Below are 22,174 nucleotides of genomic sequence, written 5' to 3' on the forward strand. Positions count from 1 at the left end.
TGCCAGGGGCCGTCGGGCCTGGCTTATTTTTCCTCGCCCATTTCCCCTCGCCCATTTTCCCCCGGGACCTCAACGATGCACGCCTACCGTAGTCATACCTGCGGCGCCCTGCGCGCCAGCGACGCAACGATCGAGGCTCGGTTGTCGGGCTGGGTACACGCCAAGCGCGACCATGGCGGGCTGCTGTTCATCGACCTGCGCGACCATTACGGCATTACCCAGTGCGTGTTCGCCGCCGGCACCCCGGGCTTCGCTGCCGCCGACGCGGTGCGGCCGGAAAGCGTCATCACCGTCACCGGCCAGGTGGTGATGCGCGAGGCCGGCACCATCAACCCGCGGCTGCCGACCGGGGAGATCGAATTGCGGGTCGCCGACCTGGTGGTTCAATCCGCCGCCGAGGTGCTGCCCATGCAGGTTGCCGGAGAGGAAAAATTCCCCGAGGACATCCGGCTGAAATACCGCTTCATCGACCTGCGGCGCGACAAGCTGCACCATAACATGATGCTGCGCAGCCGGGTCATCACCTCGATCCGGCGGCGGATGATCGAGCAGGGGTTCCTGGAGTACCAGACGCCGTTGCTGACTGCGTCCTCGCCCGAAGGGGCGCGCGACTTCCTGGTGCCGGCCCGGTTGCACCCGGGGAAATTCTACGCCCTGCCGCAGGCGCCGCAGCAATTCAAGCAATTGCTGATGGTCGCCGGGTTCGACCGCTATTTCCAGATCGCGCCGTGCTTCCGCGACGAGGCGTCGCGCGCCGACCGCTCGCCGGGGGAGTTCTACCAGCTCGATTTCGAGATGAGCTACGTCACCCAGGAGGACGTGTTCAACACCATCGAGCCGGTGATCGCCGGTGTGTTCGAGGAATTCGCCGACGGCCGGGCGGTGACCAGGCCGCCGTTCCAGCGCATCCCGTATGACGAGGCGATGCTGGCGTTCGGGTCCGACAAGCCGGACCTGCGCAATCCGATCCGTATCGCCGATGTCACCGAACACTACGCCGGGTCCGGTTTTGGGCTGTTTGCCCGCATCGCCGCCTCGGGCGGCATCGTCAGAGCAATTCCGGCGCCGGGGGCGGGGGCGCAGCCGCGCAGCTTCTTCGACAAGCTGAACGATTGGGCGAAGGCGGAGGGGCAGGGGGGCTTGGGCTATATCACGTTCGATGCCGAGGGTCCGAAAGGGCCGATCGCGCGCAACCTGGAAGCCGATCGGGCCGAAGCGATCCGGATGGCGTGCGGCCTGCAGCCGGGCGATGCGGTGTTCTTCGCCGCCGGCAAGAAGGATATCGCGGCCAGATTTGCCGGCACGGTGCGGACTCGCCTGGCGGAGGAACTCGGCCTGATGGAAAGCGGCAGCTTCCGGTTCTGCTGGGTCACCGATTTTCCGATGTTCGAGTTGAACGAGGAGACCGGGCAGGTCGATTTCAGCCACAACCCGTTCAGCATGCCGCAGGGCGAACTGGAGGCGTTGAACAGCAAGGATCCGCTGACCGTCAAGGCGTATCAGTACGATATCGTTTGCAACGGCATCGAGCTGTGTTCGGGGGCGATCCGCAACCACCGCCCCGACGTGATGATCCGCGCCTTCGAAATCGCCGGCATGACCGCGGCCGATGTGGAGCAGCATTTCGGCGGCATGCTGAATGCGTTCCGCTACGGCGCACCCCCGCATGGCGGCGCCGCCCCGGGGATCGACCGCATTGTCATGCTGCTGGCCGATGAGCCGAATATCCGCGAGGTGATTCTGTTTCCGCTCAACCAGCAGGGCGAGGACCTGATGATGGGGGCGCCGGCGGAGATTGCTGCGGCGAGGCTGAAGGAATTGTCGCTGCGGCTCGATATTGCGCCGATCAGGCCGAAGGCGGGGGCGGCACCGCAGCCGGCCGGGGCCGGCGCGCCGACGCCAGAGGCGGCGCCGAAGATCGCGGGTGGCTGAGACGCGAGGGGCTGAGACGCGAGGGGCTGAGACGCTGGTGGCTGAGACGCTGGTGGCTGAGACGGGGCGCGGCGCCGCGATCGGCGGTGGCGCATGGTGCCGACGTGGGGCTATGTTCACGCGCCGCATCGCGGCGACGTTCAAGCGTCGCATCGCGGCGACGTTCAAGCGCCGGTTCGCGGCGATCTTTCCAGCGGAGTTCTTCATGCGCCTTCCCGCCGCCCTCGGCGCACTGTTTCTGACCGCCATCTTTGCTGTTCCGCCGGCCCTCGCGGCCAATACCGCGGCGCCGAGCGTGCCCTCGGTGCCAAGCCTGCTGATCGCGCACAAGGCGCTGTATTCGCTGACCCTGGACAGCGCCAAGAGCAACGACGTGATCGCTGCCCGCGGCACCATGGGCTATGAGGTGACCGATGCCTGCGACGGCTGGGCGGTGCGCCAGCGGCTGAACATGACAATCACCAACGCCGACGGCCAGGACATCCAGATGGCCTCGGACTATGCCACCTGGGAGTCCAAGGACGGGCTGAAGTTCCGCTATCACATGCGCCAGACCACCGATACCGCGGTGACCAGCCAGACCGACGGCGAGGCGTCGCTGTCAAAGGTCGGCGGTCCCGGCGAGGCGCACTACAACTCCCCGCATGACACCACCAGCGCGCTGCCGCCGGGCACCCTGTTCCCGATGGCGCACACCGCCGCGATCATCGCCGCGGCGCGCGGCAAGAAGCATTTCCTCGCCCTGCCGCTGTTCGACGGCACCGACGAGAACGGGGTGGAGGACAGCTTCATCGTGGTGCTCGACTGGAAGCCGCCGACGCCGAACAAGTGGCCGACGCTATCGTCGTTGCCCAGCACCAAGGTCAACATCGCGTTCTTCGATCATGGCCCCGAATCGATGATGCCGTCGTATGAGGTGGCGATGCGGTATTGGGAGAACGGGGTGGCCGACAATATGAAGATGGATTTTGGCGAGTTCGTGATGAACGCCAAGATGCAGGAGTTCGCGCCACAGCCGCATCGGTGCTGAGGTTTGGGGTGCGGTTCTCCCTCGCTCCATCTAACCGGAAATGGCTACTAACGACGAACTGCGAACCACGCGCGCCGCGTGCCCGCGGCCAGCAAGAAAGTTGCACTTCATCCTAAAACCGATCTCTCTTTCTGCCGGCCGATTTCGGCTGGGACGAGTGCCGGGCTGAATGTAAGGCTAAAGAGCCAGGCTCGCACGTTTGGCGCTAGCCTGGTCGATCGTGCCAATCGCACCATGGTTGAAAGGCTGAATGGCAACAGCAATCCGAATCTCATTCTTTTCCAGTCAACCCGAAACTTGAGGCCAACTCATATTAGGCAACAACCCGACACCAAGCCGGCTCATTCGCAGACAGCTCAGGATCTGCGCCTCATGCGCCGGGATCAGCGCCGGCACCGCCTGTCAATGCAAAGTAGAGATGTCCCCTGACTCCCCAAAGTTAAAATGTCCCCTGTGGGCTGGGCGGGGGGTGGGCACCGGTCAAGCGTTAGTCCAATCGCGGTGTTGGAGCGGTGGGTAAGTGGCCCGCTGGAGTGATCGTTCAGAATCGGGCGCAAGCGGGCCACTTATCCACGGCTGCGGCGGCTGTTACGCGGGCTGTACTCACCCCGGGACGGTTTCAACCGCGGCGTTGGGGATGTGCCGCGCAGCGATCATTGCGTCGATCCGGGCATCGATGGTCTTGCCGTCCACCGCCGGGGCGGGCATGGCATAGCGGGCATAGGCCGTTACCGGCAGGATCCGGTCTTTGTAATGCACCCTCAGCGCACCGTCGGGAAAGTGATGCAGCGTCACCTTCGCGCCGCGCAGCGCGGTGCCAGGCCCGGGTGTCTTGACGCAATACATCGTCCCGCCGGAGCGGAAGGTCAGCGCCTTCGACAGCACCCGCTGCTCGCGCCGTGCCAGTTCGTCGTCCAACGCTTGCGCGGTCTTCGTCCACGGCCGGTGCGCCGAAGCCGGGTCGCGCGGCGGCACCGCAAACTTTGCGTTGAAGCGCGCCATGAACGCCGGCGCGAAGCCATTCGCCGCCTCGATCGAGCCAATGCCGGCCAAACGCATCTCCTTGACCAGCCGGTCCTGCAGGGTCTGGTTGGCGCGCTCGACACGACCCTTGGCCTGCGGGGTCAGCGCATGGATCGGCTCGATCCCAAGCCGATCCGCCACCCGTCCGAACTCGGTCTTGCCGTCGCCGCTCGTGGCGTCCTTAGCGTTGATCCGGAAGATGCCGTGCCGGTCGGAGTAGAACGCCAGCGGCCGGCCATGGTCCAGCACGTGGCCGCGCAGCGCCGCCAGATAGGCCGCCGTCGTCTCCGCCGGGGCGAAGCGTAGCGCGGTCAGCCGGCCGCTGGCGTCGTCGATGAACACGATCAGCGCACAGCGCGGCCCGCGCCGCTCGAACCAGTGGTGCGCACTGCCGTCGATCTGGATCAACTCGCCAAACCGCGGACGCCGCTGGCGGAGCTGAAACACCCGCCTGGCCCGGCGGCGCTTGGGCCGCCACAGGCCAAGGCCGATCTGCATCTGGCGGATCGTCTCTGCCGAAACGACGATCCCGTCCAACTCCAGCAGCTTCTCCGCCGCCAGCGTCGCGCCGAAGTCGGGGTATTTGTCCCTCAGCAGCGTCGCGATACGACCGCGCAGCGCCGCCGACATCCGGTTGTTCGATGGCCGGCCGCGCTGATGCGAAACCAGACCCGCGTCGCCCTCAGTCTTCGCCTTACGCACCAAGCGCTTGAATTGGCGGACACTGAGGCCAACGCGCTCCGCTGCTTCAGCCTGGCCCAACCGACATTCGATCGACTGGCGCACCCAATAGGCGCGATCGCGCTCCGCCTGCGTCATCCACAACCCCGTCTCGGCCATTGCGTCCCCAAGCATGCGCAAAAGGGGACATTCTAACTTTGGACGGAGGGGACATTCCTACTTGGGGCTAACAAGCGCCGGCACCGCCTTGACTTCGAAGATCACCGCGTCCTCAACCACGACATCGGCGTGAAACCCCAGCCCGATCGGGATGCCCTTATAGATCACCGGGATCGCCACCTGACGCCCGAACGCAATGCCCGCCTGGTTCAGTTCCAGGCAGAGACCGGCAGCACAAACCGTCTCCAACAGCCCAGGCCCGACCTCGCGATGCACGTCGATCGCCAACCCAATGGAGCGTTCGGTCAGCGCGCGATGCTGCAACACCATCGATCTCTGTGGCGCTCAGTGGGTTCGTCACTTTCTCCGTGCTAAACCTTAACAAAAGCCGAAGCCGCAACGCGTTCGCCCCTATGCCTCGTATTGACCCACCAAGCCCCACGCGCACACCCGGAGCATGACGAAACACGACCTCTCGGCGCATCCCGGCCTCGGCGTGCGGGCGTCGCGAAGGCTTTAACACGGAGAAAGATCAAGGCCACGGAGTGGCACGGAGCAGGTTTCCGGCTTCGCCAGCGCCTTTCCGCGGAATATCGGCCCAATTGGCATCGCCGCGGCCACGGCAACCCACGCCTCGAATACCAGTTAGCCCGTCGGGCCGCCGGTATCATTGCGCCGGTGACTGCGCCGCTTCGTCAAACTCATGATGTCCATCATGCGAGCGGCAAGACTGAGGAAGGCATGTTTGGGCGGGACGCCTGGGTTGCCTGCCGACCTCCTCTTGACCGCCGATCGGCATCTTGTATCTGTGCCCGGCGCTTCACGCGGAACTGATCGCAGACCGATGCCCGAAACGACCCTCCACGCCACACCCTCGGTGGCCGACCTTGCCGCGGGCACGCCTGTGCTCAGCGTTGTCGTTCCCTGCTTCAACGAACGGCCGAACGTGGCCCCGATGATCGCCAAGCTGGACGAGGCATTGGCCGGCACCGCGTGGGAAGTCATCTACGTCGATGACAACAGCCCTGACGGCACGGCCCAAGAGGTGCGCCGCATCGCCGGCGAAGACCCAAGGGTGCGCTGTATCCGCCGCATCGGCCGCCGCGGCCTGGCCTCGGCGGTGATCGAGGGCGCGTTGTCGTCCTCGGCCGACTATGTCGCGGTGATCGACGGCGATCTGCAGCATGACGAGACCCGGCTGCCGGTGATGCTGCAGGCACTGCGTGCCGGCGGTTACGATCTTGCCGTCGCCAGCCGTTACGCCGATGGCGGCGACAGCTCTGGCCTGCCCAGCAAGTGGCGGCACATGCTGTCCGACGGCGGCATCTGGCTGGCGCAGGCGTTCCTGCCGGTGCGGCTGACCGATCCGATGAGCGGCTTCTTCATGCTGCCTCGGGCGCTGTTCGAGCAGTTGGCGCGTGGCCTGAACGGCCAGGGTTTCAAGATCCTGCTCGACCTTGTGCTGAGCAGCACCGCGCCGCTGCGAGTGCTTGAGGTCCCTGCCCGGTTCCGCGAACGTGCCGCGGGGCAGAGCAAGATGGACGCGCTGGTCGTGGTCCAGTTCGCCGGACTGTTGCTGGACAAATTGTGCGGCGGGTTGCTGCCGCTGCGATTCTTCTCGTTCGCGCTGGTCGGCGCGCTGGGTGTGTTCATCCACCTGGCCGTGCTGGCGACGGTACGGCAAAGTAGTTCGTTGTCGTTCGAAACCGAGCAGGCGGTGGCGACGATCGCGGCGATGGTGTTCAACTTCCATCTGAACAACTCGGTCACCTATCGCGACCAGCGGCTGAGCGGGCCTGGGCTGTGGCGGGGATTGCTGCTGTTCACGGTGGTCTGCGGCTTCGGTGCGATCGCCAATGTCGGCATCGCCCAGGTCCTGTATGAGCGGCACACCGTGTGGACCATCGCCGGCGGTATCGGCGCGTTGATCGGCGTGGTGTGGAACTACGCCGTTTCCGCTACCCTGGTGTGGCGATCGCGATGACGGCGGGCGCAAGCTTCGAGTTGGTGCTGGCAGCGGTGCCGCCGGGCCGGTGAAGCTGCCATCGATCCGCGGGCCAGTGGCAGCTTCGGCTGCCGGCCTTGATCGGTTCGGCGCCGGTCCGACGTATCCGGCGAAGCGTCTCGTCGCCGCCGTGGCGGTGCTGACCCTGCTTCGGCTGATCGTCGCGGCGGTGGCGCCGCTGGCGCCAGATGAGGCGTATTACTGGGTCTGGTCGCACGCGCTCGCCGCGGGTTATGTCGACCATCCGCCAATGGTGGCGCTGTGGATCAAGGCGGGCACGATGCTGGCCGGGCAGACCGCGTTGGGCGTGCGCCTGCTGGGTCCTCTGGCAGCGGCGCTTGCGTCGTGGATGCTGTTCGACGCCGCCGGCGTGTTGTTCCCGGGCATCATGGCCGGGACGGCGGCGGTCATGCTGTTGAACGCGACGCTGCTGCTGGGCGTCGGTACCGTCATCATGACGCCGGACTCACCGCTGCTGTTCTTCTGGACCGCCGGGCTGTGGGCGGTGGCTCGGCTGGCGGCCGGCGGAGCGGGGGGGTGGTGGTTGGCGGCGGGGCTGTTCGGCGGGCTGGCGCTGGACAGCAAATACACCGCTCTGCTGCTGTGGATCGGCGTCGGGCTTTGGGTGTTGCTGGTTCCCGCCGTGCGGCCGTGGCTTCGGCGTTGGCAGCCCTGGGCGGCCTGCCTGATCGGGCTGGGGCTATTCGCCCCGGTCCTGGCATGGAACGCGGCGCATGGCTGGGCCAGCTTCGCCCGCCAAGGCGGCCGGGTGGAGGATTGGCGTCCGGCCCGCGCCGTCGGCTTCCTGGCGGAGCTGGTCGGCGGTCAGATCGGCCTCGCCACTCCGGTTGTCTGGGTGCTGTGCATGATCGCCCTGGTGGTCGCGGTGCGGCGAAGTTCGGCCGGGCGCGATGTCGGGTGGTCGCTGCTGGCGGCGCTGTCGGCGCCCCCGGTTCTGGTGTTCGTGCAGCATGCGTTCGGCGACCGGGTGCAGGGCAACTGGCCGGCGATCATCTATCCTGCGCTGGCGGTCGGTGCCGGCGGCCTGACGCTGACGCGGCGCTGGTGGGTCGGGGCGAGCGCCGTCGGGTTCGCGATCACCGCTTTGGCCTATGTGCAGGCGACCAGCGGATTGCTGCCGCTGCCACCGCGGATCGACCCGATTGCGATACGGCTGGACGGATGGGGTGCGCTCGCGCGACAGGTGGCGGCGCTGGGCAAGGCAGCGAACGCCGACTTCGTCGCGGCCGACAACTACGCCGTTGTCAGCGAGTTGGCGTGGCGGATGCCGCCGGCCGTCCCGGTCGTTGCGACAGGTGAACGCTGGCGGTTGACGACGCTGTCCCGGGCACGGATCGCCGGGCGCACCGGACTGCTGGTCAGCACTGCGGGCCGGGCACCGGATGCGGCGATCTGGACCGACGTCGAGCGGATTGGGGCGGCGACCCGGCCGGGTGCGCCGGGTCGCGGTTTCACGGTCTATCGGGTCACCGCCGTGAAGCGCGGCGCCTTTGTGGTTGCGCTGCCGGCGCGGCAATCGGGTGGAATCGCCGGGGGCAGGTAGTCCTGCCGCACGGTTTGGTCTGGGTCGTGGCCGTAATCATAATGGAAAAGGCGCCAAACTGTCCGTCGCACAATGGCTGCGGCATCTGTGTATGGAAATCCCTCGCGAGCGCGTTGAGCGCGTCGGTTGGATTCGGCTTCCGTGCGCGCGGCCAGGCGTTAGCCGCCCCGCGCTGCTTGCTATTCGGCAGCGGCAACCAAACTACCCGGTTCATTCGAAGCGGCCACCGGATGCCCGTCGCGACGCCACCAATCGAGCCCGCCGACCAGTTCCTTTGCGCGAAATCCCAGGCGTGCGAGCTTGTATGCACCCTTGGTCGATGCATTGCAGCCGATCCCGTCGCAATACACGACATACACTTTGCTGCGGTCGAGGCCTGAGGTGGTTTCCGCGTTCATTTCGTGATGCGGAAAGTTGACCGCACCGGGAATATGGCCCGCGATGTATGCAGCGCGAGAGCGGGCGTCCATCACGACGATGTCGGCAAGGGCGGCTTTGAGATCAACTGACAAATCCCATGAATCGGTGTGATACCGCAACTTGTCTCCCATCATCGTCGCGGCTTCACCCGGATCAGGCGCGCCAAACTCAAGCACCGCAGAAATCCCGTTCGCCATGATCGACCTCCATGCCCGATGAACATCCCAATCCTTAGTCACCAGATTTAAGGCTTAACCTCATGAAACAGTCAGGCGCAGGATGTCCGGCATAAACTGGACTACGACTCCGTGCGTGAAACCCGCAGCACGTGTTCGGCGATCGCCATTGATGCGGTCAGGCCCGGGCTCTCGATGCCGAACAGGTTGATCAGCCCGGCAACGCCGTGGGTCTGCGGCCCCTGCACGACAAAATCCTGTCCCGCTACGCCTTTTGGCACGATCTTCGGCCGGATCCCGGAGTACCCCGGCTGCAATCCGCCATCCTTCAGCCCCGGCCAGTATTTCCGCACCGCCGCATAGAAACTGTCCGAGCGTGATGGATCGACGGTGTAATCGATCGTGTCGACCCACTCGACATCGGGGCCGAACCGCGCCTGGCCGCCCAGATCCACCGTCAGGTGGACCCCGAGGCCGCCGGGCACCGGCACCGGGTAGATCAGCCTGGAGAACGGCGAGCGTCCGGACAGCGTGAAGTAGTTTCCCTTGGCGTAATAGGTTGTCGGCACCCGTTCGGCGGGCATGCCGCGCAGTCGGCCGGCCAATGCCGCTGCGTGCAGGCCGGCCGAGTTCACCAACAGCCGGCAGCGCAGCGTCATCGGGTCGGCGCCGCCGACGTCGATTTCGACCCCGCGCCCGACCACCCGCCCGCCCAGCACGGGGCTGAAGAAAACCCCGACCGAGCCGGCGTCCTCGGCGTCGCCCTGCAGCGCGACCATGAACCCGTGGCTGTCGACGATGCCGGTGGCGGGTGACAACAGGGCGCTGGTGCATCTGAGGTTGGGTTCCAGCGCCACCGCCTCGGCTTCGGTGAGCACGCGCATGCCTTCGACGCCGTTGGCCTCGGCACGTTGCTTGATGCCCCCAAGTAACGCGTCTTCCTGCTGGTTGGTCGCCACGATCAGCTTGCCGCAATTGATGTGCGGCACGCCCTTCGCGGCGCAGAACGCATACAGCAGGCGGCGGCCGGCGACGCAGAACCGAGCCATCAGGCTGGTGGCGGGGTAGTAGATGCCGGCGTGGATGACCTCGCTGTTACGCGACGAGGTTTCGGTGCCGATGGCCTCGGCGGCATCCAGGATGATGACCTCACGCCCGGCCATCGCCAGCGCGCGCGCCACCGCGAGGCCGACCACTCCGGCGCCCACCACGACGCAATCGACTTGCTCCACGCCGGTCTCCTTCAGCCATCCACGCTGCGATGCGCCACGGGTTAGGCTGGCGGCGACGTGGAGTCCATACGCGCCGGATCGGCGTGGGCAGCGTGTGTCCGCGATTGCCTCGATCGGTTCGTCGCCTTGGATCGGGCGGGATCGGTGCAGGAACCAATCGCTTGCGACTGACCGGTCAGGTCACGCGCGGAATCAACCGGCCCGCTCGAGGATCGCCAGGGCGGCATCGGATCCGGCCAGGATTTCGACCAGGCGAAGCTGATCGGGCGGCGCCAGGCGGTGACGCATGGCGTCGGCGGTGATGGCCTCGGTCGCCTTGCCGAGCAGCAGATCGTAAGTCGCGGCGCCGCCGACCGCGCGCGCCTCGGTCTCCAGCATCCGCAAACCGCGCGCCGCCGCTTCCAGCGCGGCCACGTCCAGCGCGGCCGAGGTCATGCCGATCCGGCTCAGCGGTGCCAGCAAATCCTGCTGCAGGCCGGCGGCAAACCGGGCTTCGCAGGCCGCGACAAGATGCCGCCTTGCGGTCCGCAGCCGGTCCCGGCGCGGGGCGCTGGGGTCGATCAGTCCGAGGTGCCGCAGCAGGCTGGCGATCCGCGCCGCCGCTGCTCCGGCATCGGCCAGGGTTCCGGTGGCGATACGGGATTCGATTCCATTCTGCTGTTCGAGCCGGCGCAGCAGCAGTTCGGCCGCTGCGTCGGTCGCGCTTCGGATGACGCTGTCCGGCAGGCCGCAGTGCCGCGTGTTCAGGACGTCGGCCGCCTCGGGCAACTGGTCCAGCAGCAAGGCGACCATCATCGGCATAGCCGCGCGGTTAGCTTTGTCCACCCGGTCGAGCATCGCCGCGATCGCGTCCGGTTGCGCCGGCAGCAGGCCGAACGCCGCGTCGAGGCGAAATCGATCGAGTGTCACGGCCTCGGCCAGCAGCGTCGCGACGGCGTCGGCCAGCGGGCGATAGCTGGTGATGCCGAGGCCGGTCTCGCCCCAACCTCCCGGCACGGCGGGGTCGGCCAGGATCGTGGCGGCAAGCGGCCACAAGGTCTGCCCGCAATGGGTGATGACGTCGATCTCGGCGGTGCTGCGGCCGGCGATTTCGCTGCCGAACGCCACCACCGCCTGGCCCATCGCGCGGCGCACCTGTTCGGCCATCGGCTTGATCACGCTGCGCGGTATCAACGGCTGGCCAAGCCGCCAGCGAGCGGCGCGGACCATCAGCAGGTTGAGCGGGTAAAACAGCAGCCGGGCAAAGCGTAGCGGCCTGGGCGGCCGCAGCACCGCGAGCCGCGGGCGCAGCGGCACGATCAGGAAGTCCGCCGATCCACGCTGGATCATCGCGTCTACCGCCGCCACGATCTTGAGGATTTGCGGGTCCGAGGCATCAATCAGAGCGTGCTTCATCGCATCGAAGGATGCGTCTGGCCTCATCGCATCGAGGGATGCGTCTGGCCTCATCGCATCGAGGGATGCGTCTGGGTTGATCGCATCGAGGGATGCGTCTGGGTTGCTCGCATCGAGGGATGCGCCTGGGTTGCTCGCATCGAGGGATGCGTCTGGGTTGATCGCGTCGAGGGATGCGTCTGGGTTGATCGCATCCGGCGATGCGGCTGGCGTCAGCGCGTCGGGGGATGCGTTGTCCATCGGGTTCCATTCGTCCGTCATGGCTTTCAAATGCTCATCGCCAGCAGCTTTTCGTTGCGCTCGACCAGGCGGAATGCGGCGCTGCCGGTGCGCCAAGCGTCGCGCTGGCTGGTCACCCGGCAAAGTTGCGTCATCGCTTCGGGCGGGATTGCAGCGCCGACCCATTGCAGCACCTCGCGCGGCAGCACCGGCACCAGCGGCGCTGCCTCCAGCAAGGCGGCGCGTCGCGACGCGGCGGTGTTGGCCGCGAGCCACAGAAGGCTGATCCGCTCCCAGCCGTCCAGCAACCAATCGCAGCGTGCCGAGGCGGCCAAGACGCTGTCCGGGTCGCTGATCCGACGCTTGAGCAGCCGCGCCGGATCGACCAACGCCATGCGGGTGGTCCGCAGCACAGCGATGCCGCTTTGCACTGCCCCCAGCATGGCGGTTCTGATGGTTTCGCCCAGTCCGCTGATGTCGGGATCGGGATCGGAGCGCAGCCAGTCGGAGGGATCCGCCGCGGTTTGCCCCAGCTGCGCGAGCAGACGCGGCAGTCTGGCATCGCGATCGGTGGCGGTGATCCCGATCGGGGCGAACAGATCGCCCAGCGCCGTCAGCGCCGCCGACAGCTCGGCCGCCGAGCGGCCAATCGCGGCGGCGATCTGGCGCAGCGCCAGCCCTGCCCGGTGCTCGATCTCCGCCGGTGTGCGCCGGCAGCCCGCGGTATCGGGATCCTCCGGCTCGACCAGCGCCGTCATCAGCCGCAGCCGCGCCAGCAGCCGCTGCGCGCGGTCCTGCGCCAGCGCGACCTCGGCTGCCTGGGCGGCGTTGCGTCCGGCGAGGCCTTCGCGGGCGACAAGCAGCGTCGCGTCGCGGATCGAGGCCGGCTCGATCGTTGCCAGACCCTGAAACCGCTTGAACAGGACGGCGTCGTGCAGTGTGACGTGGCATCGCGTGCGGACCGCGGGCCAGGTCAGCACATAGACGCCGCGCGCGCCCGACGGATTGGGCAGCAGGATCTCGAGCTCTCGATCGAGCGATTGGCGGACCCGCGCGCCGACCAGCACCGGCGTCGTGAAGTTCACGCTGACGCCGCGGCTGCTGAACGTCATCGGGTGCTCGGTTTCGTCGGGCGGAAGGGCTGGATCTTTCACCGCCGCAGGGTAGCCACCAACAGCTTAATCAATCCTTACCCGCGACGAAGCGGAACACGCGACCAGGCAGAACAAACGACGAAGCAGAACACGCGACGAAGCAGAACACACGACGAAGCAGAACACACGACTAAGCAGACTGGCGCGCCGCGACCGTCCGGCGCGTCCGATCACGCCTCGGGTTTGGTCCGACGGCTGGTTGCGTCCGCGCTCGCCATCCTGGTCGCCTCATGCAGGCGCAGGATGGTGCGGGCATTGGTGGAGCTGGTCGCCAGCGTATTGATGACCCCGGTACGCAGCGCGCCCAGGATGGCGGCTGCCTTGGTATTCTCGCTGGCGATCGCGACCACGTTGGGAATCCGACCGAGGTCGCGAGTGGTCAGGCCGATGACGCGGCCCTGCATGTTGGCGCTGGAAGCGCGGCCGTGAATATCGATGAAATCGTAGCCCATGATGTCGCCGATGGTGCCGGCGAGGCGGGCTTCGGCGACCTCCTGGGGCGAGAACCAGCCCATGCGGACCAAATTGCTGTCCTCGCTCAGATCGCCGATGCCGACCAGCGCCACGTCCGCCCGACGGGCTCGGTCCAGCGCCAGCTTGACGGTGTCGTTGCGGTGCAGCTCTTCGCGCAACCGGGCATCGGCGACCAGGGCCGGCGCGTATAGCGTCTCACTGTCACCGCCGAAGCGCACCGCCAGGCGGCGGCAGATATGATCGGGGTTCATGTGTTCCCCGGCGCGGACCGATCCGCCGATCGCACAGATGAAGGTGACGGCGCGGCGGGTCGGCGCGACGCAGTCGGCCACGGCGGCGACATTGCGGCCCATGCCGACGGCGACGGTCATGCTTTCGGTCAGGGTGCGCGACAGATGGTTGGCGACCAGGCCGGCGACGGCCAAGCGCTGTGCTTCCGGGTCGCGCTGATCGAGCGCGACCAGCAGCCGATCGATGCCGAATTCGGCGATGAATTCCTTCTCCAGGTCGTTGCTCACGCCGGGATGCTGGTGCACCCGGATCTCGACGATGCCGTCTTCCCGAGCGCGCTTGAGCAAGCGGCTGATCTTGGCGCGGGAGACCGAGAAGCGGCGCGACAGCTCTTCCTGGGTGATGTCCTGGTAGTAGTACAGGCTGGCGATCTCGACCATGGTGTCGGTCGAGACGTCGCCCCAATCAGCGGGGCGCGGGATCTCCTTGACGAAGGCGCTCACGGCTTGGGTTCCGGCTTATCGATGGCGGCGGGGGGGTTGTCAGGCGGACTGTACGGCCTGGCAACGTTATCCTCGAACTCACGGATACGCGCCACCTTGGGTCCGGACCTCGCGGGCTCGAAGTCGGCGGCAAGCCAGGCGCGCAGGATGGTCTTCGCCAACTCGGCGCCGATCACGCGGGCGCCCATGGTGATGACCTGGGCGTCGTTGCTCTTGCGCGCGCGTTCCGCCGAATACGGATCATGACACTGCGCGGCGCGAATGCCGCGCACCTTGTTGGCGCTGATCGCCATGCCGATGCCGGTGCCGCAGAGCAAGACCGCACGCTGGTTGCGTCCCTCGACGATGGATTGCGCGGCGGCGAAGGCGATGTCGGGATACAGCACCGGCTGGGTGTCGAAGGTGCCGAAATCCTCCACCGCCAGACCGTCATCCAGCAGCCACTGTTTCAGCGCCTGCTTCAGTTCGAACGCGGCCTCATCGCAGCCGATTGCGATCGTCATGCTGTGCTCTCCAACGAGGCTCGGGACAAGATGCTGCGTTGCACAAATGTTCATCATCTGAGAAGTTGCACGGTATCCTAGCCGGCCGAAATTGCAAAATCCTATTGTTTGGCTGTAAGATGGGCGCTGTCTTGCGAAACATTCAAGAGAGTTTGGTGTTTTGGTCGAAATTCGCCTTGATCACTCGTTCACTGGCTTGACATTCGTGCATTGGCTGGGCACGCTTTCCGAAAGTCGGCGGGAGGACAAACTGGGCACATCATCTCACCCCAACGGATCTCGCTCCGCCGCGGCGCCGCTGGCGGAGGTGCGACCATGAATCGGGTGATCAACGATCCAGAACAGATCGTCGAGGACAGCCTGCGCGGCTATCTCGCGGCCTGCCCTGACCTGCTTGCCGCGACCGATCACCCACGCGTGCTGCGCCGCGCCGGGGCGCGGGTGGCGGGCCGGGTCGGCGTGGTCACCGGCGGCGGGTCCGGGCACGAGCCGGCTTTCCTTGGCTATATCGGGCCCGGGCTGCTGGACGCGGTTGCCATCGGTGAGATTTTCGCCTCGCCGACCGCCAAGAGCTTTCACGCCGCGTTCGAGGCGGCCGATGGCGGCGCCGGCGTCGCTTGCCTCTATGGCAATTACGCCGGCGACAACATGAACGTGAAAATGGCGGTCAAGCTGGCGGCCAAGGCCGGGCTCGCGGTCGAGACCGTGGTGGCCAACGACGACGTCGCCTCGGCCGGACCGCTCGAGCGGGACAAGCGCCGCGGGGTGGCGGGCGAGATCATGATGTGGAAGGCCGGCGGCGCCCGTGCCGCCGAGGGCGGCAGCCTGGCGCAGGTGATCGGCGCGGCGCGAAATGCGATCGAGGCGACCCGTTCGGTTGGCATCGGCCTGTCGCCCTGCACCATTCCCGCTGCCGGCAAGCCGAACTTCACCATCAAGGATGGCGAGATGGAGGTCGGCATCGGCCACCATGGCGAGCCCGGCATCGCCGTGATGCCGATCACCACGGCCGCCGCGATGGCCGCCGACATGGTCGAGCGGATCATCGTAGACCTGCCGCTCGGCGGTGGCGACGACGTCGCGGTGCTGGTCTCCGGCCTCGGTGCCACGCCGCTGATGGAGCTTTATCTGCTGTATGGTCATGTCGACGACCTGCTGCGGGCACGCGGCATCATCCCGCGCCATCGTTTCGTCGGCAACTATTTCACCTCGTTGGAGATGATGGGCGTGTCGGTCACGCTGACCCGGCTCGATGGCGAGTTGGACCGCCTGATCGCGGCGCCGGCCCGTTCGCTCGGCCTGACGGTTCTGGAGCGCCAGACATGCAGTCGGTGAGCGAACGCCAGGCCGGGCCGATCGTGCTGGACATGGCCGCCGCGATTGTGCGTGAGCAGGGGATGTTGAGCGAAATCGACGGCAAGATCGGCGACGGCGACCACGGCATCAACATGGCCAAGGGCTTCCGTCTGGCCGCCGATCGGCTGCGCGCCCGCGGATCATTCGGGCTGGCGCATGGTTTGGCGACCTTGGGCGATACCCTGCTGAGCGACATCGGCGGGTCGATGGGGCCGCTCTACGGGTCTTGCTTCACCGAGATGGCGGGCGCGCTGGACGGCGCGCGGACGATCGATGCCGAACGGTTTGCCGCCATGCTGGATGCCGGTTGCGCCGCGGTGCGGGAGCTGGGCGATGCCAAGCCCGGCGACAAGACGCTGGTCGATGTGTTGGCGCCGGCCACCGCTGCGTTCGCGGTCGCGCGCAGCAACGGCGATCCATTCGAAGTCTGCCTGGGCGCGCTGATGCACGCCGCGGCGGCAGGACTGGAGTCGACCCGCGACATGGTTGCCAAGGTTGGACGCGCCAGCCGGCTAGGCGAGCGGTCGCGCGGCACGCTGGATGCGGGTGCTGCGTCCTGCAACCTGCTGCTGGCGACCATGGCCGATGGCCTGACCCGGCTGTTGCACCAGACCCAGGATCAGCAACACGGAACACAAGGAGTGTCGCGATGAGTGAGAGCACCGCGTTCCGCAACGACCTTCCCCGAAGCATGACAGCCGTCGTGGCCTACGCGCCGGGCGATTACCGGCTGGAGACGGTGGAGGTGCCGCGCGCCGGACCTGACGACATCATCCTCGAGGTCGAGGCCTGTGGCATCTGCGCCAGCGACATAAAAACATTCCAGGGCGCGCCGTCGTTCTGGGGCGATGGCAAGGGCCAGGCGCGCTACGTCAAGCCGCCAATGATCCCCGGGCATGAATTCATCGGCCGCGCCGTCGAGATCGGCGAGAACGTCGCCCGCAAGGGACAATACCGCCTGGGCGACCGGCTGATCTCGGAGCAGATCGTGCCATGCGAACAGTGCCGCTATTGCGGACGCGGCGAGTATTGGATGTGCGAGCGGCACGACGTTTACGGCTTCCAGAGCAACGTCAACGGCGGCATGGCGAAGTACATGCGGTTCCCCAAGGAGTCGCGGACCCACAAGGTGCCGCATGACCTCGCCATGGAACGGGCCGTGCTGATCGAGCCGTATGCGTGTTCGGTCCATGCGGTGAATCGCGGGCTGATCCAGTTGGACGACGTCGTGGTGCTGGCCGGCGCCGGCCCGCTGGGCCTGGGCATGGTGGGTGCGGCACGGTTGAAGAATCCGTCCAGGCTGATCGTGCTGGACACCAAGGCGGAGCGGCTGGAACTGGCAAAACGTTTCGGTGCAGACATAACCATGAACCCGCTGCACGAAGACGTTGTGCAGGCGGTGAAGGACATGACCGACGGCTACGGCTGCGACGTCTACATCGAAGCCACCGGCCACCCGTCCGCCGTCACCCAGGGTCTGAACATGATCCGCAAGCTTGGCCGCTTCGTGGAGTTCAGCGTGTTCGGCCAGGAGGTGACCGCTGACTGGAGCATCATCAGCGATCGCAAGCAGCTCGACCTGTATGGCGCGCACCTCGGCCCGCATTGCTACCCGTTCACCACCGCGGCGATCGCCGACGGACGGTTGCCGACCGAGGGCGTGGTTACGACGGTTCTGCCGCTGACCGAGTTCAAGACCGGTTTCGACATGATGAAGCAGGGCGATGGCTCGATCAAGATCGTACTGGTTCCGGAGTGAGCATCCCCGACGCGGCTTCGGCGCTTCGGTCCGCATCCAGGCCCGCGGGTCGGCAGCCGGGGACCGGACGGATGACCAGCGGCGGCAGGCTCGTCTTGGTGTCGGGCGCGGTGCTGATCCTGATCGCGGCGATGGTGATCGACACCAAGGTGGTGAGGATCGGTTCCAAAGCGGACGTACAGTCCAACGTGTTTTCCCCGACGGCCTTCGGCAAGTCCAATTTTCCGAAGGTGCAGGCGGCGGTCGAGAGCCGCGCGGTCGGTGCCGCCGAACTGGCGGCTGCCCTGGGCAAGGATCAGGCGGCGGCGGAGAAGCAATACGGCGTCGCATCCGATGCCGGCCCGGAGATTTCGGTCAAGTTCACCGGGCGGGCGGGCAAGCAGGATCTCGGTGTCTACGACGTATCGGTCGCGGGCGTGCCCGCTGCGATCCATATCACGGTGCAGACCGGACCGGCGATTATGGGGACCGACCTGCGCGATGGCACGGGGTCGATCACGTTCGGACAATTCCGTAATCAGATCGATTATCAGAACGCGGGCTCGGCGTTGAACATGGCAATGAAGAAAGAGGTCATTTCGAAGATCAATGCGGGCACCCTGACCGGCAAGACGATCTCGGTGGTCGGGGTGTTCCAGCTCACCGACCCGGATAACTGGGCCGTCACGCCGGTGCAGCTGAGCGTTCGATGAGCATGGGATCGGCGAGCTTATCCGCCACCCGGGAGGTTGTGCTCTCGGCGCGCAATATTTCCAAGTCGTATGGCAATACGCACGCCTTGAAAGGCGTCAATTTCGACATCCACCATGGCAAAGTCACCACGCTGTTTGGTGAGAACGGCGCCGGCAAGTCCACCCTGATGAAGATCCTGTCGGGTGTGGAGACCCCGACCTTGGGCGAGATCGAGCTCGACGGCCGTCGCATCAGTTTCTCGTCCACGGTGGATGCGCGCGATCATGGGATTTCGATCATCCATCAGGAATTGAGCCTGGCCCCCAACCTGAGCGTGCGCGACAACGTTTTCCTGGGGCGGGAACTGCGTCGGTCGACCGGCGTCGATTTCGACGAGGAAGCGCGGCAGACCAGGATACTGATGGCCGATCTGGAAGAGGACATCGACCCGGTGACCTTGGTCGAGGATCTGCGTCTGGGGCAGCAGCAACTGGTCGAGATTGCGCGCGCGCTCTCGGTCGACGCGCGCATCCTGATCATGGACGAGCCGACCTCGGCGTTGAGCGCGACGGAAGTCGAGGTGCTGTTCAAGGTCATCCGCGAGCTGACCAGTCGTGGCGTGTCGATCGTCTACATCTCCCATCACCTCGAGGAGGCATTGCAGATCACCGACTATGCGGTGGTGCTGCGTGACGGAACCATCACCGCGACGGCGGAGGCCAAGGACATCGACCTGCAGTGGATCGTCCACAATATGGTGGGCGATCATTTCGATCGCGGCTCGCCGCCGGCAGGCTACGGCTTCGGCGAGGTCGTCCTGTCGGTTGACGACGTGTGCGTCGCGGACACCGCCGGTTTGGGCAATCTGATCGTCGACCACCTGTCGCTCGACGTCCGGGCCGGCGAGGTCGTCTGCATCTATGGCCTGATGGGTGCCGGGCGTACCGAACTTCTGGAATCGATCGCCGGGCGCGTGCCGATGGCTGGCGGTCGGGTATTGCTCAGGGGCGCACCGATCGCCGGTTCGAGCATCGCCGAGCGGATCGGCAGGGGCCTTGTTTTGGTGCCGGAGGACCGTCAGCGTGACGGTTTGGTCCAGACGATGTCGGTCGGGCAGAATCTGTCGCTTGCCAGCATTGGCGCGTTCATCAAGCGTGTGCTGACGTCGCGGCCCCGGGAACGGGCACTGATCGAGGCGTCGATCCGCAACGTTCACATCAAGACCGCGGGTGGTGCTGCCCCGATCGGCTCGTTGTCGGGGGGTAATCAGCAGAAGGTGGTCATCGGCAAAATGCTGGCGACCGATCCGAAGGTCATTCTGCTGGACGAACCAAGTCGCGGCATCGATATCGGTGCCAAGGCGGAAGTGTTCCGCCTGCTTGGCGAACGGGCCGCGCAGGGGCTCGCCGTCGTGTTCTCGACCTCGGAAGTGCAGGAGTGCCTGAGCATTGCCCACCGGATCATCGTGATGCGCCGGGGCAGGATATCGGCACAGTTCGGGCCTGACGTGTCGAAGGAGGAGATCATGGCCGCTTCCGGCGAAGCCGTGGTGAGCTGACAACCCCAACAGCCAGGGTCCCGACTATGACAGACACTGTTTTGTCTCCAAAACGTACAGGCGTTGGCGTATTGTCCGGCGATTTCGAGCTGGGGCGGCTGCTGTTGGAAGGCCGCGCATTCTTCGCCCTGATTGTGATCGTATTGGTGTTTTCAATACTGTCGCCATATTATCTCTCAGTGAGCAACTTTCTGACGATGGCGTCTCACGTCGCCATTTTCGGAATCCTCGCGGTGGGCATGCTGTTGGTGATCCTGAACGGCGGCATCGATCTGTCGGTCGGATCCACGCTTGGACTGTGCGGCGTCATCGCCGGCTTTCTGATGCAGGGCGTCACCTTCAGCGCACTCGGCTACGTCCTGTATCCACCGGTTTGGGTTGTCGTGGTGCTGACCTGCGCTTTGGGCGGCTTCGTGGGTCTGGTCAACGGTGTGCTGATCGCGCGCTTCAAGGTTCCCGCCTTCGTCGCCACACTGGGCGTGATGTATGTGGCACGTGGAGTGGCGCTGCTGATCACCAACGGCCTGACCTACAACGATCTCGGCGGCAAGGCGGAACTGGGAAACACCGGGTTCAACTGGCTTGGGTTCAACCACTTGTTCGGCATCCCGATCGGCGTGTTGGTGCTGGTGGTGGTCGCGATCGTCGCCAACCTGGTGCTGACGCGGACCGCCTTCGGTCGATGGCTGTACGCTTCGGGTGGCAACGAGCGCGCGGCCGAACTTTCGGGGGTTCCGGTCAAGCCGGTGCAGATCTCGGTCTATGTGCTGTCAGGTGTCTGCGCCGGCATGGCAGGGCTGATTCTGTCGTCGCAGTTGACCTCGGCCGGACCGACGGCGGGCATCTCGTACGAACTGACGGCGATCGCGGCCGTGGTCATCGGCGGCGCGGCCTTGACCGGTGGTCGCGGGACGGTCCGCGGAACCCTGCTGGGGGCCTTTGTCATCGGCTTTCTGTCCGATGGGCTGGTGATCATCGGCATCTCTTCTTACTGGCAGACGGTTTTTACCGGTGCGGTGATCGTGCTGGCGGTGCTGTTGAACGCAGTTCAGTACCGCCGTCGACCCAAAACTCCTAGGCCAACCAAAGATCATCCGACACTCGTGTCGAAAGCGAGTTAGAATTCGTAATGGGAAAATAATAAAAAATTTATCCGCAATGCGATATCTGGAAAGGAAGAAGTCGTGTCCAAGAACAAACTGTTGCTGATGCTTGCCGCCGTGGCTCTGATCGCGCCAGGTGCGTTCGTCGCGCCCGCCGTCGCCGCGCAGGGAGGGTTGATGTCGATCATCGTCAACGACCCATCGAACCCGTATTGGCTGACCGAAGGCAACGTCGCCGCGGCCGAGGCGAAGAAGCTGGGCTATAAACCGAACGTCAGCGCCTCGAAGGGCGACACCAACACCGAGAGCAACCTGATCGACACCGCGATCACCAATCGGTCGGTGGCGATCATCCTCGATCCGGCGAACGCCAGCGGGTCGGTGGGCGCGGTGAAGAAGGCCATTGCCGCCCACATTCCGGTGTTTCTGGTCAATGCCGAGATCAATCAGGAGGGCCTGGCGAAGGCGCAACTGGTGTCCAACAACGCCCAGGGCGCCGCACTTGGGGCGCAACAGTGGGTACGCGTCGTCGGTCAGAAAGGCAATTACGTCGAGTTGCTGGGATCCCCGTCCGACAACAATGCAGCGACGCGGTCGAACGGTTACAAGACCGTGCTCAGCCAGTATCCCGGCTTGATCAAGGTCGGATCGCAGGTCGCCAACTGGGACCGGACGCAGGGCCACGACAAGATGCAGAACCTGCTCCAGGCCCACCCCGACATCATCGGCGTGATCAGCGGCAATGACGAGATGGCGCTGGGTGCGATCGCCGCCCTGAAGGAGGCGGGAAAGCTTTCGAGCATCAAGGTCGGGGGCTTCGATGGGTCGCCGGATGCGGTCGCGGCGGTCAAGTCGGGGGAAATGGCCTACACCGTGTTGCAGCCGGTGGCGGTTTCACCGCGAAGGCGGTCGAGGAAGCGGACTCGTTCCTGAAGACCGGAAAGACCGGGGCGCCGGCCGAGAAGCAACTGTTCAACTGCGTTCTCATCACCAAGGCCAACACCTCGCGCTTCGTGTCGCCGTTC

Annotated in this window: 19 protein-coding genes; 11 read left to right on the plus strand and 8 right to left on the minus strand. The window is 65.8% G+C overall.

Translation table 11 applies throughout. The features are described from left to right. Window positions 1–75 precede the first annotated feature (75 nt). Together aspS and ACQY4Y_RS19405 are read left to right on the plus strand one after the other, a co-directional pair. The gene (gene aspS, locus ACQY4Y_RS19400; protein ID WP_428492225.1) at window positions 76–1,932 is read left to right on the plus strand and encodes an aspartate--tRNA ligase; all 1,857 of its coding nucleotides are present in this window, start codon (window positions 76–78) and stop codon (window positions 1,930–1,932) included. Window positions 1,933–1,969: 37 nt separating this feature from the next. Then, the gene (locus ACQY4Y_RS19405; protein WP_428492226.1) at window positions 1,970–2,962 is read left to right on the plus strand and encodes an EipB family protein; all 993 of its coding nucleotides are present in this window, start codon (window positions 1,970–1,972) and stop codon (window positions 2,960–2,962) included. Between the two features lie 603 nt (window positions 2,963–3,565). Here ACQY4Y_RS19405 and ACQY4Y_RS19410 read toward each other — a convergent pair. Together ACQY4Y_RS19410 and ACQY4Y_RS19415 are read right to left on the minus strand one after the other, a co-directional pair. Next, entirely contained in the window at window positions 3,566–4,840 is a 1,275-nt protein-coding gene (locus ACQY4Y_RS19410) for an ISNCY family transposase (protein ID WP_428489471.1), read from the minus strand. Window positions 4,841–4,882: 42 nt separating this feature from the next. Beyond that, complete coding sequence (locus tag ACQY4Y_RS19415) at window positions 4,883–5,152, minus strand: GxxExxY protein (protein WP_428492227.1); 270 nt, start codon at window positions 5,150–5,152, stop codon at window positions 4,883–4,885. A gap of 517 nt (window positions 5,153–5,669) precedes the next feature. Between ACQY4Y_RS19415 and ACQY4Y_RS19420 the strand changes: the two genes are divergently transcribed. After that, window positions 5,670–6,809 (plus strand): glycosyltransferase, encoded by a 1,140-nt coding sequence (locus ACQY4Y_RS19420; protein ID WP_428492228.1) that lies wholly within the window; start codon window positions 5,670–5,672, stop codon window positions 6,807–6,809. 49 nt (window positions 6,810–6,858) lie between these two features. Next, window positions 6,859–8,394: a glycosyltransferase family 39 protein gene (locus tag ACQY4Y_RS19425; protein WP_428492229.1), complete on the plus strand. Its 1,536-nt coding sequence runs from the start codon at window positions 6,859–6,861 to the stop codon at window positions 8,392–8,394. A gap of 179 nt (window positions 8,395–8,573) precedes the next feature. On the opposite strand, the gene ACQY4Y_RS19430 is transcribed toward ACQY4Y_RS19425, so the two are convergent. The 6 genes from ACQY4Y_RS19430 to rpiB all read right to left on the minus strand — a co-directional run bounded on the left by ACQY4Y_RS19430 (window position 8,574) and on the right by rpiB (window position 14,701). Further along, complete coding sequence (locus tag ACQY4Y_RS19430) at window positions 8,574–9,011, minus strand: rhodanese-like domain-containing protein (protein WP_428492230.1); 438 nt, start codon at window positions 9,009–9,011, stop codon at window positions 8,574–8,576. Between the two features lie 101 nt (window positions 9,012–9,112). After that, window positions 9,113–10,222 (minus strand): NAD(P)/FAD-dependent oxidoreductase, encoded by a 1,110-nt coding sequence (locus tag ACQY4Y_RS19435; protein WP_428492231.1) that lies wholly within the window; start codon window positions 10,220–10,222, stop codon window positions 9,113–9,115. A gap of 192 nt (window positions 10,223–10,414) precedes the next feature. Beyond that, the gene (locus ACQY4Y_RS19440) at window positions 10,415–11,878 is read right to left on the minus strand and encodes a hypothetical protein (protein WP_428492232.1); all 1,464 of its coding nucleotides are present in this window, start codon (window positions 11,876–11,878) and stop codon (window positions 10,415–10,417) included. Between the two features lie 5 nt (window positions 11,879–11,883). After that, entirely contained in the window at window positions 11,884–12,948 is a 1,065-nt protein-coding gene (locus ACQY4Y_RS19445; protein ID WP_428492233.1) for a hypothetical protein, read from the minus strand. 212 nt (window positions 12,949–13,160) lie between these two features. Further along, window positions 13,161–14,198 (minus strand): sugar-binding transcriptional regulator, encoded by a 1,038-nt coding sequence (locus tag ACQY4Y_RS19450; protein ID WP_428492234.1) that lies wholly within the window; start codon window positions 14,196–14,198, stop codon window positions 13,161–13,163. After that, a complete protein-coding gene (gene rpiB, locus ACQY4Y_RS19455) occupies window positions 14,195–14,701 on the minus strand; it encodes a ribose 5-phosphate isomerase B (protein ID WP_428492235.1) in 507 nt (168 codons plus the stop codon). The genes ACQY4Y_RS19450 and rpiB overlap by 4 nt, the downstream gene beginning before the upstream one ends. 315 nt (window positions 14,702–15,016) lie before the next feature. On the opposite strand from rpiB, the gene ACQY4Y_RS19460 reads away from it, so the two are divergent. The 7 genes from ACQY4Y_RS19460 to ACQY4Y_RS19490 all read left to right on the plus strand — a co-directional run bounded on the left by ACQY4Y_RS19460 (window position 15,017) and on the right by ACQY4Y_RS19490 (window position 22,082). Beyond that, window positions 15,017–16,036, plus strand: a complete 1,020-nt coding sequence (locus ACQY4Y_RS19460) for a dihydroxyacetone kinase subunit DhaK (protein WP_428492236.1) — start codon at window positions 15,017–15,019, stop codon at window positions 16,034–16,036. Then, window positions 16,024–16,710, plus strand: a complete 687-nt coding sequence (gene dhaL, locus ACQY4Y_RS19465; RefSeq protein WP_428492237.1) for a dihydroxyacetone kinase subunit DhaL — start codon at window positions 16,024–16,026, stop codon at window positions 16,708–16,710. Before ACQY4Y_RS19460 ends, dhaL begins: the two co-directional genes overlap by 13 nt. Then, complete coding sequence (locus ACQY4Y_RS19470; RefSeq protein WP_428492238.1) at window positions 16,707–17,816, plus strand: alcohol dehydrogenase catalytic domain-containing protein; 1,110 nt, start codon at window positions 16,707–16,709, stop codon at window positions 17,814–17,816. Before dhaL ends, ACQY4Y_RS19470 begins: the two co-directional genes overlap by 4 nt. 71 nt (window positions 17,817–17,887) lie before the next feature. Further along, the gene (locus ACQY4Y_RS19475) at window positions 17,888–18,508 is read left to right on the plus strand and encodes a DUF2291 family protein (RefSeq protein WP_428492239.1); all 621 of its coding nucleotides are present in this window, start codon (window positions 17,888–17,890) and stop codon (window positions 18,506–18,508) included. 38 nt (window positions 18,509–18,546) lie between these two features. Further along, on the plus strand, window positions 18,547–20,046 hold the full coding sequence (locus ACQY4Y_RS19480) for a sugar ABC transporter ATP-binding protein (protein WP_428492240.1): 1,500 nt from the start codon (window positions 18,547–18,549) through the stop codon (window positions 20,044–20,046). A 71-nt stretch (window positions 20,047–20,117) separates the two neighbouring features. After that, on the plus strand, window positions 20,118–21,167 hold the full coding sequence (locus ACQY4Y_RS19485) for an ABC transporter permease (RefSeq protein ID WP_428492241.1): 1,050 nt from the start codon (window positions 20,118–20,120) through the stop codon (window positions 21,165–21,167). 63 nt (window positions 21,168–21,230) lie between these two features. After that, window positions 21,231–22,082, plus strand: a complete 852-nt coding sequence (locus ACQY4Y_RS19490; protein ID WP_428492242.1) for a D-ribose ABC transporter substrate-binding protein — start codon at window positions 21,231–21,233, stop codon at window positions 22,080–22,082. The last annotated feature ends 92 nt before the right edge of the window (window positions 22,083–22,174 follow it).

Origin of the sequence: Rhodopila sp., from assembly GCF_965277165.1 — a bacterium.
In the GTDB taxonomy this organism is placed as follows: domain Bacteria; phylum Pseudomonadota; class Alphaproteobacteria; order Acetobacterales; family Acetobacteraceae; genus Rhodopila.

Excerpts from the sequence above, each read along its gene's own strand:
- ACQY4Y_RS19440 (WP_428492232.1), bottom strand. The coding sequence starts at position 11,878 with ATGACGGACGAATGGAACCCGATGGACAACGCATCCCCCGACGCGCTG.
- ACQY4Y_RS19420 (WP_428492228.1), top strand. The coding sequence starts at position 5,670 with ATGCCCGAAACGACCCTCCACGCCACACCCTCGGTGGCCGACCTTGCC.
- ACQY4Y_RS19475 (WP_428492239.1), top strand. The coding sequence starts at position 17,888 with ATGACCAGCGGCGGCAGGCTCGTCTTGGTGTCGGGCGCGGTGCTGATC.
- ACQY4Y_RS19410 (WP_428489471.1), bottom strand. The coding sequence starts at position 4,840 with ATGCTTGGGGACGCAATGGCCGAGACGGGGTTGTGGATGACGCAGGCG.
- rpiB (WP_428492235.1), bottom strand. The coding sequence starts at position 14,701 with ATGACGATCGCAATCGGCTGCGATGAGGCCGCGTTCGAACTGAAGCAG.
- ACQY4Y_RS19460 (WP_428492236.1), top strand. The coding sequence starts at position 15,017 with ATGAATCGGGTGATCAACGATCCAGAACAGATCGTCGAGGACAGCCTG.
- aspS (WP_428492225.1), top strand. The coding sequence starts at position 76 with ATGCACGCCTACCGTAGTCATACCTGCGGCGCCCTGCGCGCCAGCGAC.
- dhaL (WP_428492237.1), top strand. The coding sequence starts at position 16,024 with ATGCAGTCGGTGAGCGAACGCCAGGCCGGGCCGATCGTGCTGGACATG.
- ACQY4Y_RS19470 (WP_428492238.1), top strand. The coding sequence starts at position 16,707 with ATGAGTGAGAGCACCGCGTTCCGCAACGACCTTCCCCGAAGCATGACA.
- ACQY4Y_RS19445 (WP_428492233.1), bottom strand. The coding sequence starts at position 12,948 with ATGACGTTCAGCAGCCGCGGCGTCAGCGTGAACTTCACGACGCCGGTG.
- ACQY4Y_RS19430 (WP_428492230.1), bottom strand. The coding sequence starts at position 9,011 with ATGGCGAACGGGATTTCTGCGGTGCTTGAGTTTGGCGCGCCTGATCCG.